The 15,368-nt window shown below is 37.2% G+C and carries 14 protein-coding genes; 8 read left to right on the forward strand and 6 right to left on the reverse strand.

What is annotated here, in order from left to right; genetic code table 11:
* Positions 1 to 680: 680 nt before the first annotated feature.
* Positions 681 to 4,292 (forward strand): DNA polymerase III subunit alpha, encoded by a 3,612-nt coding sequence (gene dnaE, locus CVT08_RS02355; RefSeq protein WP_107856596.1) that lies wholly within the window; start codon positions 681 to 683, stop codon positions 4,290 to 4,292.
* Between the two features lie 15 nt (positions 4,293 to 4,307).
* Positions 4,308 to 5,015, forward strand: coding sequence for a DUF6882 domain-containing protein (locus CVT08_RS02360; RefSeq protein WP_107856597.1), 708 nt, complete (start codon positions 4,308 to 4,310; stop codon positions 5,013 to 5,015).
* Here the strand turns inward: CVT08_RS02360 and CVT08_RS02365 are convergent.
* From CVT08_RS02365 to CVT08_RS02375, 3 genes are all read right to left on the reverse strand, one after another.
* The gene (locus CVT08_RS02365) at positions 5,001 to 5,894 is read right to left on the reverse strand and encodes a glutamate--tRNA ligase family protein (RefSeq protein ID WP_107856598.1); all 894 of its coding nucleotides are present in this window, start codon (positions 5,892 to 5,894) and stop codon (positions 5,001 to 5,003) included. The genes CVT08_RS02360 and CVT08_RS02365 overlap by 15 nt on opposite strands.
* A complete protein-coding gene (locus tag CVT08_RS02370; protein WP_103652043.1) occupies positions 5,872 to 6,117 on the reverse strand; it encodes an RNA recognition motif domain-containing protein in 246 nt (81 codons plus the stop codon). The genes CVT08_RS02365 and CVT08_RS02370 overlap by 23 nt, the downstream gene beginning before the upstream one ends.
* Positions 6,118 to 6,341: 224 nt before the next feature.
* On the reverse strand, positions 6,342 to 6,893 hold the full coding sequence (locus CVT08_RS02375; protein ID WP_107856599.1) for a DJ-1 family glyoxalase III: 552 nt from the start codon (positions 6,891 to 6,893) through the stop codon (positions 6,342 to 6,344).
* Between the two features lie 81 nt (positions 6,894 to 6,974).
* Here CVT08_RS02375 and CVT08_RS02380 point away from each other — a divergent pair, with 81 nt between their 5' ends.
* Positions 6,975 to 7,232, forward strand: coding sequence for a SelT/SelW/SelH family (seleno)protein (locus CVT08_RS02380; protein WP_258031597.1), 258 nt, complete (start codon positions 6,975 to 6,977; stop codon positions 7,230 to 7,232).
* 43 nt (positions 7,233 to 7,275) lie between these two features.
* Here the strand turns inward: CVT08_RS02380 and waaF are convergent, their stop codons facing one another.
* Both waaF and CVT08_RS02390 read right to left on the reverse strand, forming a co-directional pair.
* Positions 7,276 to 8,229 (reverse strand): lipopolysaccharide heptosyltransferase II, encoded by a 954-nt coding sequence (gene waaF, locus CVT08_RS02385; protein WP_107856600.1) that lies wholly within the window; start codon positions 8,227 to 8,229, stop codon positions 7,276 to 7,278.
* Positions 8,226 to 9,257: a glycosyltransferase family 4 protein gene (locus CVT08_RS02390; protein WP_107856601.1), complete on the reverse strand. Its 1,032-nt coding sequence runs from the start codon at positions 9,255 to 9,257 to the stop codon at positions 8,226 to 8,228. Before CVT08_RS02390 ends, waaF begins: the two co-directional genes overlap by 4 nt.
* Positions 9,258 to 9,388: 131 nt before the next feature.
* Between CVT08_RS02390 and CVT08_RS02395 the strand changes: the two genes are divergently transcribed.
* Genes CVT08_RS02395 through CVT08_RS02415 form a run of 5 tightly spaced genes read left to right on the forward strand, consistent with a single transcriptional unit; the run spans position 9,389 to position 14,022 of the window.
* Complete coding sequence (locus tag CVT08_RS02395) at positions 9,389 to 10,324, forward strand: glycosyltransferase family 9 protein (protein WP_107856602.1); 936 nt, start codon at positions 9,389 to 9,391, stop codon at positions 10,322 to 10,324.
* Positions 10,287 to 11,600, forward strand: a complete 1,314-nt coding sequence (locus CVT08_RS02400) for an O-antigen ligase family protein (protein WP_107856603.1) — start codon at positions 10,287 to 10,289, stop codon at positions 11,598 to 11,600. The genes CVT08_RS02395 and CVT08_RS02400 overlap by 38 nt, the downstream gene beginning before the upstream one ends.
* A complete protein-coding gene (locus CVT08_RS02405) occupies positions 11,584 to 11,850 on the forward strand; it encodes a glycosyltransferase (protein ID WP_103598746.1) in 267 nt (88 codons plus the stop codon). Before CVT08_RS02400 ends, CVT08_RS02405 begins: the two co-directional genes overlap by 17 nt.
* A complete protein-coding gene (locus tag CVT08_RS02410; protein WP_107856604.1) occupies positions 11,837 to 12,910 on the forward strand; it encodes a glycosyltransferase family 9 protein in 1,074 nt (357 codons plus the stop codon). The genes CVT08_RS02405 and CVT08_RS02410 overlap by 14 nt, the downstream gene beginning before the upstream one ends.
* Entirely contained in the window at positions 12,907 to 14,022 is a 1,116-nt protein-coding gene (locus CVT08_RS02415; RefSeq protein WP_107856605.1) for a glycosyltransferase family 4 protein, read from the forward strand. Before CVT08_RS02410 ends, CVT08_RS02415 begins: the two co-directional genes overlap by 4 nt.
* Here the strand turns inward: CVT08_RS02415 and CVT08_RS02420 are convergent.
* Entirely contained in the window at positions 13,970 to 15,067 is a 1,098-nt protein-coding gene (locus CVT08_RS02420; RefSeq protein ID WP_107856606.1) for a glycosyltransferase family 9 protein, read from the reverse strand. The two genes, CVT08_RS02415 and CVT08_RS02420, sit on opposite strands and share 53 nt — an antisense overlap.
* Between the last annotated feature and the right edge of the window lie 301 nt (positions 15,068 to 15,368).

A 15,368-nucleotide genomic window follows, 5' to 3' on the forward strand; every position in this document is an offset into this window, starting at 1 on the left:
TGCTCGTTTTTAAATTTTTAAAATTTGCCTACACTTGCCTGACGATAAAACGCATGCAGTGCGAAGCACTGACGCATGCACCTCTAACGTCGTCGGGGTTAGGGGATTGTTAAGGGGGAAGGGAGCGACTTCGTAATTCAAGCCTCTTCCCCCTTAACAAAGAAGCAAAACTTTAAATTTATAAAAACTATTTTGCGAATTTTAAAATTCCATTCACTCGCAAGAGTTGACTACTAAAATTTGGCTTCGCTCATAGCTTAGCTCAAATTTTAGAGCCGAAATTACTCGTCCATGAAATTTTAAAATTTGTAAAAAATAGTTTTTTTAGAAATTTAAAGTTTTTATCAAAAGGGAGACAAGGGGACTTAAATTTTGCTTCGCAGGCTCGCAACTGCGTGGCAGACACGAAGTCCGTCCCCTTATCCCCCTTTTTAAATCCCCTAAACCCCTCGCACGTTAGAAGGGCATGCAAAGGTGCTGGCGCACTGCATGCGATTAGAAACTCGATCAAATTTTAAAATTTGCCAAACGTTAAATAGCGCAGCGCGGTAGCATAATCGCGCGCTTTGCTCTTACTACATACCGAAAAATTTCTAAATTTTTAAAGCTCCCATTAAGCTTTTATCAAGCGCCTTATTAGCCAAAATTTTGTAAAATCCGCTCATTAAAAAGGATAAAAAATGAGTGAAAATTCTGGCTTTACACACCTACATTTACACACCGAATACTCCCTACTAGACGGAGCAAACAAGATAGAAGAGCTAGCTCATATGCTCCATGACAGAGACGACACAGCAGCAGCGATCACGGATCACGGCAACATGTTTGGTGCGATTGATTTCTACAAAAAGATGAAAAAAAATGGGATAAAACCGCTAATTGGCATCGAGGCTTACGTGCATAACGGCGAGCAGCTTGACGACAAGAGCACTAAACAGCGCTTTCACCTCATCTTAATCGCCAAAAATGAGACTGGATATAAAAATCTGATGTATCTAAGCTCTATGAGCTACATAGAGGGCTTTTACTACTATCCTCGTATCAATAAAAAAATCTTAAAAGAGCACAGCGAGGGGCTAGTTTGCAGCTCTGCTTGTTTGCAGGGCGAGGTGAGCTGGCATCTAAATTTAAGCGACCGCAACGTTAAATTTGGCGCTAAAGGCTATGAGAGGGCAAAAGAGGTCGCGCTTGAGTATAAAGAAATTTTTGGCGATGACTTTTACCTTGAGATCATGCGCCACGGCATCGGCGATCAAAGGCGCATAGACGATGACATCTTGCGTATTGCAAAAGAGACTGGCATCAAGGTCATCGCCACAAACGACACCCACTACACTTTTAAAGAAAGAGCCGCTGCGCACGAGGTTTTCATGTGCATTGCGATGAACAAAACATTAGACGATCCAAACCGACTTCGTCACAGCGTCCATGAGTTTTTTGTTAAAAGCAAAGAGCAGATGAACGAGCTATTTTTAGACATACCTGAAGCGATAGAAAATACCCAAGAGATCGTGGATAAGTGCAATCTCGAGATCAAGCTTGGCAACCCAACTCCGCCAAATTTTAAATTTACTCTTGAGTGTGCTAAGGAGAGAAATTTGACCCTCCCAGAGCCAGAAAACAGATATAGCTTCAAAAATGACGCTGTATTTTTCGAGCACGAGTGCAGAAAAGGTCTTGAAGAGAGGCTGAAATTTGTCCCAGAAAATTTACACGAGGAGTATAGAAAACGCCTTGAGATAGAGATCGGCATCATTAATAAGATGAATTTCCCAGGATATATGATGATCGTTTGGGACTTCATCAACGAAGCCAAGCGCAGAGGTGTGCCAGTTGGCCCAGGACGTGGCTCTGCGGCTGGTAGCTTGGTCGCTTACTCGCTAAAGATCACCGACCTTGATCCTATCCCATACAACCTGCTTTTTGAGAGATTTCTAAACCCAGAGCGCGTTAGTATGCCGGATATCGACGTGGATTTTTGCCAAAGCAGACGTGGCGAGATCATCGACTACGTCACGCAAAAATACGGCAAATTTAACGTTGCTGGCGTTATTACATTTGGTAAATTGCTCGCAAAAGGTGTCATCAGAGACGTCGCTAGAGTTTGCGACATGCCTTATGCTGAGGCTGATGCGATGGCAAAACTTATCCCTGATGAGCTTAACATCACGCTAAAAGATGCCTACGATAAAGAGCCAAAGATAGCTGAGCTAATAAGCCAAAATCCAAAGGCGGCTAAAATTTGGAAATTTGCCCTTGATCTTGAGGGGCTAAATAGAAACGCCGGCCAGCACGCAGCGGGTGTCGTCATCTCAAACGAAGAGCTTTGGAACAAAACCCCGCTATTTCGCCAACCAAATAGCCCAGAAGATCGCTTTGTCACTCAGTATAGCCTCAAATACCTTGAAGACGTTGATTTAATAAAATTTGACTTTCTTGGCCTTAAGACGCTAACGGTTATCGACAATGCGATAAAGCTCGTTAAACAGCGCACCGGCAAGGACATCATCTGGGAGCAGGTCGATAAAAACGACTCTGGCGTTTATAAAATGATACAAAGTGGCCAAGCCATCGGCATCTTTCAGATAGAGGGCGAGGGCATGAGAAAGCTAGGAACTAGCCTGCGCCCAGACTGCTTTGAGGATATCGTCGCGATGCTAGCACTCTACCGCCCAGGACCGATGGAGAGTGGCATGCTTGATGACTTCGTCAAAAGAAAACATGGCGAGGCGGCGATCACATACGCATTTAAGGAGCTTGAGCCGATCCTTGCGCCAACATACGGCGTCATAGTCTATCAAGAACAGGTCATGCAGATCGTGCAAGCCATAGGCGGCTTTAGCTTAGGCGGTGCGGACCTTGTGCGCCGTGCGATGGGTAAAAAGATCAAAGAGGAGATGGACAGGCTAAAGGGCGAGTTTGTAAAAGGTGCTGAGGCAAAGGGGCTAAACGGACAAAAGGCGGATGATCTTTTCGAGCTGATCGTTAAATTTGCAGGATATGGCTTTAACAAGTCTCACTCTGCAGCCTACGCTTATGTCACATTTCAGACGGCTTATCTGAAGGCTTACTATCCAGCTGAATTTATGGCGGCACTTTTAACAAGCGAGGAGAGTAACGTCGATAAGATCGTTCGCTACATCGATGAGATAAAACGCATAAACATCGATACCTTGCCACCATCTATCAACAAATCAACCAAAGAATTTAGCGTCGTTAAAAATGGAGATCACGACGGCATTATCTTTGGGCTTGGAGCGATTAAAGGCGTTGGTGGAGCGGCAATTGAGAACATCATCGCTGAGCGTGACGCAAAGGGCGAATTTAAGAGCATGGACGACTTTGTATCGAGGATCGATCCATTTAAGGTCAATAAAAAGGTCTTTGAAAGCCTCATAAAAGCTGGCTGCTTCGATGAATTTGGCTTTAGCCGTAAGATGCTTTTGCAAAATGTGGAAAATATCGTAGAAGCTTGCAAAAATGCAGCCCAGATACGTAAAAATGCAGCCGAGAGCCTTTTTGGCGAAGATGATAGCATGAATGATGTGAAGATAAATTTTGTCACTATAGATGATGAATTTGACATCAAACAGATCTTGAAATTTGAGCAAGAGAGCGTTGGTATCTACCTCTCAGGTCACCCGCTTGATGACTATAAAGATGAGATAAATAAGATCAAATACACGCTAAGCTCGGAGTTTGAAACCTTGCCACAAAGCGCTGAAATTTTAGTGGTTGGCAAGATCGAGGACTTTGCTACGAGGATCACAAAAAGTGGCAAAAAAATGGGCACTATAAATGTGCTTGACTTTCACGGCAACATCGAGATCGCCGTCTTTGAAAGAGAGCTTGGCAACATCGAAGATATCGTAAAAGACGAGGCAAAACGTGATTTGCCTTACGCATTTAGGATAAATATCACTAGAGATGACCAGTTTGTTAGGACAAATTTAAATGAGGTTTATAGCCTAGAAGACGCGCAAAATTTAGACTTTAAGACAAGAAAGCTAAAGCAAAACTCTAAATTTAGCAAAAACGAAGAGGCGAGCGCCCCTCAAAAAGTAAGAGAGTATGCCGAGCTAGAGGTGCTTTTAAGCCTTAGCGAGCTTAGCAGGCAAAAGCTGGAGCAAATTTACTCGCTAGTTTTTAGCAAAAATGCTCCAAATAATCAAAAACGGCTAATTTTGAAGATAAAAAATGAAGCAACTGGCGAAATTTTCATATATAAAACCGAATTTATCGTAACCGATGAGGTCGCAACAGAGATAGAAAAAGTGGCAGCTTCGGCGTAAATTTAAGGACAAGAGATGTTTGATATTTTTAGAAAAAAGGGTCATTTTTTAGATGATCTTGGTGTGGATAAGTCTAGCTGGAGTGAGCTTTTTAGCGCTTGCCTTGGTAGAGCGATGCTGCTTCAAAAGAGGGCGCTAAGGCTTTTGGTGCAAGATAGCAAGTGGCAGGCTGACTTTGAAAGCGGCAAAATTTACTTTGATGAAAAAGAGTTTGATATGCAGTTTATCGGCTCTGAGAGCTTTTCGTCAAACACTTGGCTTTGGGGATATGAAAATATAAATGGCTTTGACGAGCGCTTGCTTGCTCTTGCAAACAGGGCGCGTGAGTTTGGCGAGAAATTTGGCATTGAGGCATTTATTGCGCCGCAGTTTGAGCTGGATGAAGAGACAAATGGTCATACAATTAGCTTGGTCGCTTGCGTGGCGCTTGGCGAGGAGCTAAGCTACTATAAGATCGATTACGAAGGAGGTGCTGCGTACATTGCATTTAGGGCGGAGGCTATCTTTAAAGAGCCAGTTTTAGCAAATGAAGTAATAAGCGTAGTAAATGAGTGCATAAGTGCCTATGAGCTTGATCACAAGCTTTTTATAAAAGGACTTTTGCTGGGTAGCGAGATAAAATTTAGTGAAAACAAAGATGAGATATTAACTAAGCTTAAAGATGAACTTAGCTTCAAATTTGATGATCTTAATAGACTCGTAAATATTTCAGGTTTGATTTAGTAATAATTCAGCTATATTTTTAAGCCTAAATTCATAAAGAAGGTTTGAAATTTTATCTGCTGAGCATAAATTTAGCCCAAGATCATTTGCTAGCATTTTGTAGTAAATTTGAGGATTTTGGCTTAGATCTATCGGTGGTGATTTCGAGCTTTTAGAAAGCTTTTTTGCTCCGTCTAAAAGTAGCTTGTGGTGGATAAATTTGGCATTTAAAAAGCTAAAATTTAGCCTTTTTGCAAGGTATCTTTGAGCTAGCGTGCAAGGCAGCAAGTCCTCGCCTCTAACGACTAAATTTACCCCCATGTCCTCATCGTCTATGACGCTTGCGAAGTTGTAAGCTGGGGTAAAATCCTTTTTATAAATGACAAAATCGCCCATCTGCGCTGCCACGATCCTGCCAAGTTCGTCGTTTTCATCCACGCTTAGTCTAATAGCGGTTTTATCTTTTATAAAATTTAGCTTTTTATCTTTGCAAATTTTAGTGTAAATGCCGTTTTCATAGGCATCTTTCGTGGCTCTTGTGCATTCACAAATGTAAATTTCGCCCAGCTTTTCAAGTGTGTTTTCATATCTTTTGGCTCTTGTTTTGAAACTAAAATTACGCTCAAAGTCACTAACGCTTGTAGCGCCTTTGTCGTAACAAAGTCCCAGAAATTCTAACACATCAAAGATATTTTGAACAAATTCGCGCCGGTATCTGCCAAGGTCATAATCATCGATCCTTAAGTGCAAAACGCCACCCAGCGAGCGCGTCAAAAGATAAGTCAAGATGAAGTTGTAGGCGTTGCCAGCGTGTAGATAGCCGCTTGGCGTCGGAGCTATGCGAGAGACTATGCCACCAGATGGTGGCAAATAGTCGTTAGTCTCTTGGTCTAGCCTCATTTACTCTTAAAGTGCGTCCGCCGAGTTCTTTTTCATTTAGTGCGTCGATCGCCTTTTGGCCCTCGCTCGCATCGTCCATCTCAACAAAGCCAAAGCCCTTTGAGCGGTCTGTCTCTCTATCTTTTACGATCTTTGCGCGCTTTACTTCACCAAATTGTGCAAAAGCTTCCTTCAACTCTGCCTCTGTCGTTCTATACGACAAATTTCCTACATAAATATTCACAGGATTATTCCTTAAAAAAATTATCGATCTGATCGATTAGAGAAATAATAGCTTATTTCCGTCAAAAAGATGTAAAAATCAAGAAAAATATTACAATTTTTTAAAAAATATCCTTAAATGCAACAAATCGCAACAGCAAGGTGTTATAATATCTATCACTAAACAAAATTTATCCTTAAGTTTAAGTAGAATAATTAAATAAAAAATTACAATTTTTTTATAAACTATTTATAAAGTAAATCATTTTTTACTTTATGGTAAGCCTCTTCGCCAAGCAAATTTTTCACTACAAAAAGTGCAAATTCCATAGAAAAAGCAGGTCCCTTGCCAGTGATGATATTTTGATCTTTTAGCACGTTTTTATCGCTTACGTAGCCTTTTTTATCGCTTCTTACATTTTCTTCAAAGCCAGGATAGCAGACAAAATGCTCTTTTAGCACACGAGCTCGCTCAAGCACCATAGGAGCGGCACAAATGGCACAAATTAGCTTACTTTTTTTGTCAAATTCTTGCAAAATTTCTCTTAGTTTGGCATCATTTGCGAGATTTTCTGCGCCAGGCAGACCTCCTGGAAGCACGATCGCATCATAGCCTAGCTCCTCCACCTCACGAAGTGTGACATCAGCTTTTACGACTATATTGTGAGCACCTCTGATCTGCGCATCCTTTAAGCTAGCGATAGATACTGTCGCACCTGCTCTGCGTAAAACATCGACAGAGGTTATCGCCTCGATCTCCTCAAAACCATCAGCTAGGATTACGGCTACTTTTTTCATAAAATCATCCTTTCTCGTGTTATCTGTTTGTTAGGATAAATTTTATATAATCAAAGCTTATTTCACAAGAAAGGACAGAGCATGCAAGTAAAAATTATTTACTGCAACTCTTGAAACTATCGTCCGGTAGCTTCTCGTGTAGAAGATGAAATAAAAACGAACTTTAGTGATGCAAGAGTCGAGTTGGTTGTAGGAGATGGTGGAAATTTCATCGTCGAGGTTGATGGAAACGTTATCTTTTCTAAAAAGGATCGCATCGGAAACGATGAGTCAAGGTTCCCGCACGGCGAAGAGATCACAACTCTTATAAACAAATATCTCAAAGAAAAGTCGGCTTAATGCTAACTAGCGGGGCAGGCAACTGCCTCGTTTTATTTTTTACCTAAATCCCACTCTCTTTTCTTAATAAATTTATCTCATCTATCACCATTTGGGGTTTTAGCTCTCTCATGCAAGCATGCGTTTTTAGTGGGCAAACTCGCTTCATACAGGGCATGCAAGCTAAATTTAGATGCACTATCTTTGCAAATTCATTGCCCCATGGCGAGGTTTCGCTAAATTTTGTCGGTCCAAAAAGAGCGATTGTTGGCACATGAAATGCGGCAGCTATGTGCATAGGGCCGCTATCGTTTGTGACGAAAATGCCATTTTTGCTAAGCCCAGCTATGCGCTCACAAAGCTCTTTAACGCTTGTTTTGCCAGCTAAATTCTGGCAAGTTGCGCCGTTTTCTTTTAAAATTTGCTCAATTTTTTCGCAAATTTCTTGCTCGCCTTTGCCACCAAAGATGACTATCTCAAACTCATTTTTGAAATTTAGCGCCACCTGCGCAAAATACTCTGGATACCATCTTTTCGCACTTCCGTAGCTCGCACCTGGATTTAGAGCTAGTGTTTTTTTGGCTGAAATTTGAGGTGTAAAATGTAACTTTAGCTGAGTGGAAATTTCGCCCAAGCCAAGGGCATTTTTTACAAAATTTGCATATTTTAGCACCTGATGAAGGACGGTTTTACTCTTTTTAAATATGGCTTTTTTCTTAGCATTTATAAAAAATAGCAAAAATTTACTAGCAAATGAGCTCCTAAAGCTAAGCGCTAGATCAAATTTACCAAGATTTTTTGCACTTTTTGTAAGAGATAAAAACCTAAATTTAGCTTTTTTACTCTCATCAACAACCACTTTTTCGCAGTTTGGTTGGTTTTTGTAAAGCTCGCAGGCTACGAATGAGCCAAAAAAAACGATTTGTAAATTTTTCTCATTTTGCACTAAATTTTCTATCGCAGCGCTTGCCATTACGCTATCGCCAAGCCAGGTTGGAAGCTCGATAAAAACTCTCATTTTAAGGCGTCTTTTATCACTTCAAGCGTAAGAGTGGCGTTTTTTTCGATACTAAAATTTAGCGAAAGCTCGTAAGCCTTCTCTTGCAGGCTCGCCATAAGCTCGTGCTTTGTGAGAATTTCATCTATAAACTCCAGCGCGCTCTCATCATTTGGACTTTGAAGTACAAATTTATCTTCTAATATCTCGCCAGCGCCATTTTGAGCCGTCGTAAAGACCACGTTTTTAAAGCTAAGTGCCTCTAGCACGACATTTGAAAATGGTTCATAGTGCGTTGGAAAGATGAAAATATCGCTCGCTTCATAAAATTTCGCCGTGCTCTTTTGCTCGCCGACAAAGTAGGCGTTTAGCCCAAGTTTTTTAGCTAGGCGTTTGTAGCTTGAGATGTTTTTGTCTTTGCCGACAATGAGCGTATTTACGGGCGTTTTTAGCTTTGAAGCAAGGAGTAAAAACTCTTTTAACCCCTTTCTTTTAAAGCCATTTCCCACAAAAAGCAGGGTCGCTAGCTCAAATTTAAGTCCGAATTCCTCGCAAAGTGTTAGCTTTGCCTCAGCTTTTTGCACCCTTTGGGGTAAATTTACGCCGTTATAAATGGTCGTGATCTTCTCTGGTTCTATGCCGTAAGTCGCGATGATCTGCTCTTTGATGAAATTTGAGTTTGTTATGATCTTTTGGGAGTTTTTGAAGCATTTTTTCTCTAAGTATGGATAGACGAAATTTAGGGGGTTTAGCCACCAAAAGCTCTTTGTCGCCCTATAAACCTTATGCACACCGTCTCCAGCCCTGTAGATGTCAGCGCAGCTTACGCGCTCCAAGCTAAAGTAAAACTCGTCCTCTCTTTTTTGGCGTTTTACTTGGCGGTTAAAATTTAGAGCTTTTTTCCAAGAAGAGATGCTAGCATCTCCAAGATATGAGCGAATTTCTGTTTGGATACCAAGCTCATTTAGGGCCTTAACAAGCCTTCTTAAGTATCTTTCAGCACCTCCAACTGCGTTTGGATTAGTTCTTAAAAATACTATTTTTTTCATCTATAACTCCGCCAAAGACATTTTTAAATAATATTAAATTGTTTAATAATACAAAAAAATGCCTTAACCTAAAAATTGGCTTGTTTTAAAATAATCTTAGATATAATTTACTATTTAAAAGAAGGAATGTTTTGAAAATTTTACTTATAAGAAATGACAACATAGGTGATCTAATTTGCACTACACCAGCTATTGAGGCATTACGCAAAGAATATACTAGCGCCCAGATAGATATCGTCGTCAATAGCCTAAATGCCTGCGTTGTTAAAAATAACCCTTTTTTAAATAAAATATACACATATACAAAACCAAAACATGTAAAATCAGTTACCGCAAAGATCAAAGCTTTTTTTGGAAAGTGTAAAATTTTGTTTCAAATTTGGCGTGAAAATTATGACGTTGTGGTTCTTTTTAGAAGTTCTTATTCGCCATCGGCTGCTATTTTTGCAAGAGTGGCTCATGCCAAAAAGGTAATAGGAGCAGTCAAACAAAACGAGGATAGGGGTCTTATAACAGATAGATTAAATTTTGATGAGACGCCACATGAAGTTATACTTTGTCTTCAGTGTTTGATACCACTTGGGGTAAATTTTAAAGATGAAAAAACACTTTACGTACCAAGTGAAAAAAATGAAAAATTTAGGGACTTTATCTTTTTTCATATCTCATCACGAGTAGAGCAAAATCGCTTAAGTGAAGGTAAAATCTTAGAAATTTTAGAATTTCTAAAGCAACGATTTAAAAATATTGTCATTAGTGCAGAAGAAGCTAACTTTGGCAATGACATAGCACATAAGGCAGATGTTGTTTTTGCTAGAACAAAGAGTTTAGATGAGCTAGCGAGTTATATCTGGGCAGCCAAATTTGTTCTTACTCTTGATGGAGGTGTAGCGCATTTAGCCCCAGCTCTTGGTGTAAAGACGATCGTTTTATTTGGAAAAACAAATCCTTTAAGATGGGCGCCAACTTACGGCAGTGGTGAGTGCATAGTCTTACAAAGCCCAAACAAAATAGTAGAGGAAATCAAAAATGATGAAATTTATGAAAAAATATTACACTTTGCTTGAAAATTTAAAATATATATTTTTTACTATTTATATATTTTCTTTGCCAGTGGCAAAAGTAGCTTCTATACAGTCTATATCTATGTCATTATTTACTCTTTTAGTCGTTGCAACAGAGTATAAAAAATGGAGCTTGAAAGATTTACTAAAAATAAAAGCCCCACTAGCTCTACTTTTTATAATAGCTTTATTAGCGTATATATCACTTTTTTTTACCATAGATATAAATGAAACGTTAAAAGAGGTTAATAAGGGTGTTATAAAAAATGTCGCATTTATGATCGTTTTGTTCTATTATTTTATGAATTTAGGATATGACAAAATTAAAATTTATATTTATATATTTTTCTCTTCACTTTTACTACATTCTGTCATAAATATAATAACGTGGGCTAATGTTGGTTTTGACTTTAGTTATAGAACTGGTGGGTTATTAGATGGATATATTTATAATGGTGGTGGTGAGAGGTTTGGAATTTGGGCGATGTATGCCCTTGGATGTGCGATCTCTCTTTTTATTTTTAGTAAAAATAAAATTCTAGCAGCTGCATTTTTAGCGATTTCATTACTTAGTATAATTTCAAACAACACACGAGCTACATATATTGGCGTTGCATTTGTGCTAGTATCTATCTTTTTTATTTTTATACGTTCTAACAAATTCAGGCTGTTTTCTTGTGTAGCAGCCGTCATCTTTGTTTTTGGTTTTTATCAAATTTCTCATCACATATCACCAGACAGGTATAATTTAACCCTTATACCAAAATATATTGAGCTTATGAAAAAAACTCCAAAAGAGATGGGAGCATACTCTGAAATGGGGCTAACTGAATCAGTTCCATCTAGGATATCTTCGTGGAAATCAGTCATTATTTATAGACTACATGAACCCTTTGTGCCAACTGGATATGGTAGATTTTTATACGGAAAAACTATTAGAAAATTAAATAGCGAGCAAGATATACCTTTTTCTAATTATTCTCAACTACATAATGAATTTTTAGGAATATTTTTTTCTCTAGGTATATTTGGCTTTCTTGCATTTATTGGAATTTGGATAAGTTACTTAAAAACTAGTGTTCAAGTTGGTAAAAATAACGATGCACTAATTCAGGCATTTGGATATACGATTTTCTTTGGTGCACTTGGTTTTATTGCCAGCTTAATATTTGGTAGTTTTTTTGGAAGCAGTGAAGCAAAGCTTTTTTACCTGACATTAGGTATGGCGCTTGGCATATACTGTAAAAGAGGTCCCGAAAATAATGATAAACATACTTGAGCTTGAAAGCTCGCTAGTTTATTGCATACACAGCATTTTAGGTAGACTTTTCAAAGCAATAAAAGAAAATAAAATAGAGCTTTTATTTAAAAGAAATGATAAGAATTTGCTAAAAAATACCTTCAAAAATATGATAGAAGATGCTAATCTTCGTGCAAAATTTAGTGCAAATGCTAGAACTTTTATAGTAGAAAATTTCTCAATCAAAACAATGGTTGAACAAACGGAAAAAATGTATGAAACTCTTTGAAAACATTATGCGTCTAATTTTAAAATTTAAAAAAATACAAAAGACACAGTTAGTGACTGAGCCATTTCAAACCGTTTGTTTTTTTAGCAATACAGCACTGGGCGATACTATTTTTAACACGCCAGTATTTCGAGTGTTTAAGCAAAATTTTCCGCATGTAAAAGTAGTTGCACTGCTAAATCCATCTACTGCGTTACTTTTTAAAACTGATCCAAATATTGATGAAATTTTATTATATAATGGTAAGAAAAGTGGTTTTTTGGATGTTTTAAAAAAATTAAAAAAAATATCCCCAGATATAGTTTTTATTTTGCACTCAAACGAACCGCAAGCCACCCCTCTAGCAGTCCTCTGCGGAGCAAAATATATATTTAAACTACCAAATTTAAATAATAATTTTAGCACCTTTCACTCAAATATGCCAGAGCCCTATGGAGATGAAAGATATGTGGTTTTAAACCGCTTAGAGCAGCTTAAATTTATAGGTATTCAAAGTTATGATACGCGTCTAAATTTATACCTTGAGGCAAGTGATTTTACTAATGTTGATGAAGTACTAAAAGGCTATGAGAGCCGTAAAATTGTGGGTTTTCAAATGGGTGCTAGCACTATTTCTAGGCAGTGGTTTATAGATAAGTGGGAAAAACTTGCAAGGCTTGTTTTTCAAGATAGAGATGCTATCATAGTCTTAACAGGAAGTCCTACTGAGCGTGCAATGACTAAGCAGCTAGAAGAAAGGATAAACAATTCTCGCGTTTTAAACCTTGCTGGTAAATTTAACATTAGAGAAGCAGCCGCACTGATCTCTAGACTAAATATACTCATCACGCCAGACACTGGTCCTTTGCATGTCGCAGCAGCCCTAAAAACTCCAACTATTGGTCTTTTTGCGGTGGCATCACCTATAAATTCAAATCCAGATTTTGATATAGATATTCATAAATTTATTAAAAAACCACGCACTTGCTCTCCATGCGTAGGCAAAAAGTGTAAATTTCAAAAATGTATGTTGCAAATAGATGAAAAAGAGGTTTATGATATGCTCAAGGAAATGATTTGAAAAAAATTTTGTTTGTAGATACTGGATATGAATATGGTGGCGGAACAAAGAGCTTTATATATCTCTTAGAAGGTCTAGAAAAATACAAAAAATATCAATTTAGTGCTTTTTTTGAAAATGACTATAAAGTTGGCGAACAAAATATATCTGAAATAATCAATAATCTTGGCGTGAACTTTATAAAATTTATGCCAAAGAGGCAGCCAGCAAAAATAATAAAAGAGCTGTTGCGTATATTTAGCAAAGAAATTTTAGCTAAATACCTTTATCAAAAAGATTACAAATATGCCATCGCTATGCTTTCAAATGAAAAACCAGACATAATTCATCTAAATAATCACTTTTCAACAAATCTTGCCTACATCGAAGCTGCAAATGTTTTAGGCATTAAAGTTATACAGCATTTACGAAAAAATTCTCTCATAGAGCCGTTTAAGCTTAAAATTTTAAAGAAACAAAAATTTATACCTATTTGTGTTTCAAATTCGACCTATAATTTTTATGCCAAGCAGATAGAAATGCAAAAAAATATAATCTACAATCCAATAATAGTTAGCAATGAGCTATCGAGTATTAAAGGTATAGCGTTTAACCAAAATAAGATCAACATAATAATGCCTGCAAATTTTCTAACACTCAAAGGACATGAGCTGGTCTTTGATGCGCTAACTCTTTTAAAAAGAGATGATATTAAGGTTTACTTTGCAGGCAGTGGCGAGCTGACACCTGGTGCAAAAGAGAAATTTAATAAGCTAATAAAATCTAGTAAAGCACAATATTTGGGATTTGTGCAACAAATGGGAGAAATTTATAAAAATTGTGACTACGTAATAGGCTTTTCAAGCGATGAAGGATTGCCAAGGGTTGTCATAGAAGGACTTAGTTGTGGCCTTGGCGTTATTTACTCAAATATACCAGTTATAAGAGAAATTTATAATATATCATCAAAAAAAGAAGATTTTTTTATAGTCCAAAGAGACCCAAGATCGCTTTTAAAATGTCTTGAAAATTTAGCTAAACCAAGCTCAAAAGCACCAGATAGTGCAGTCATTGATACTTTTAGTTTGGATAATTATATTCGCAGCGTTGATGCGATATATAGTGATCTTTGACAAATCGCTCAATCTTTTCTAAATCATCTTTGCTAAGCTCAAAAAAAGAGCTTGCATCTATATTTCTAACCGTCTTAAATACAGAGCTAATCGGAGCTAAAGCAGAATTTATAATAAGCGAATCAAACACTCCCCTTTGCTCACTTGCAAAACAAGGACCCATTAAACATATCGTTGGAGTGTGCACACTGTCAGCTACATAGTAGTTTCCGGTATCAGAGCTTATGTATAACTGCATTTGCGATAGATAAAATGGAAGTTCTTCAAGTTTGATCTTATCTATCATCGATATAAATTTTAATCCCTCAAAACTATTTCTTTTTTCACATTCTAAAATCAATTTTTCTAGTAGTCTATTCTCATCTCCAACGCCAAAAATATAAATTTCACAGTCAAATTTAGAGAAAATTTGCAAAATCTTATTCCATGTTTGATTTGGTGGTGTTTTCATTTTATTACCAGCGCTAAGGCTTATGCCTATCTTAAATTTATCGCTTTTGATAATATTTTCTGATGGCACTTGTAGTGGTTTTTGCAGTTGTTTTTCAAATTTTAACTCATTAATATCTATCATCTTTAGGTATGTTAAGAGCGTTAAGTCGTTTAATGTGTGTGAAATTTTTTTCATACCAAAAGATAGCAGTGCAAAGCTGCTAGAAGTAGCGTAATGTTTGATAGTTACTATGTTTTTGGATAGAGTGCAGCGTGCTAAGAAAAGATTTAGGCTATTTGGCATAAGTATATAAACATCTTTATAGTTTTGTTTAAAAAGTGCAAAAGCCAGTCTTAGCTTGGAAGTTTTTTTCTTTTTTATATCGTTTATTATAAAAATTTTATCTATTCTATTGTCGTGCTTAGCAAAAGCCAAATTTATCTCATCGAGCAATATATCAAATTTAGATAAAGGCTCAAAGATAATAGTAGAATTTGCGTAGTCGCCGATCTTTGCAGTTTGTATGATCAAAATTTTATCAGATGGCTTTCTAAAAAAACTTATAAATTTAAGTATTGGATAAAAAAATAGATATTGCAAAAGGTAAAACAAAACGAATTCCTTTAGTTTGATTTAAAACATATTTTACATAGTTTTTAATAAATAGCATGTGAAGTCATAAAAATAGCTCAAACAAAACCATCAGGACTGGTGTTTAAAAAATTTATTTTGGTGTTGTGGTGAGAAACACTATACACAAAAACTTTTCAAAGCCAAACAATACATTTTAATCCAATAGAGTAGATTACTATTTTTTAAAAACCAATCCACAGTGGGCCAAATTTAGACACAAAAACATTAAATTTAAAAAACAGCTATATTTAAATAGCCAAAAAATATCAAATAATACAAA

Source organism: Campylobacter concisus (assembly GCF_003048835.2).
Taxonomy (GTDB): Bacteria; Campylobacterota; Campylobacteria; order Campylobacterales; family Campylobacteraceae; genus Campylobacter_A; species Campylobacter_A concisus_D.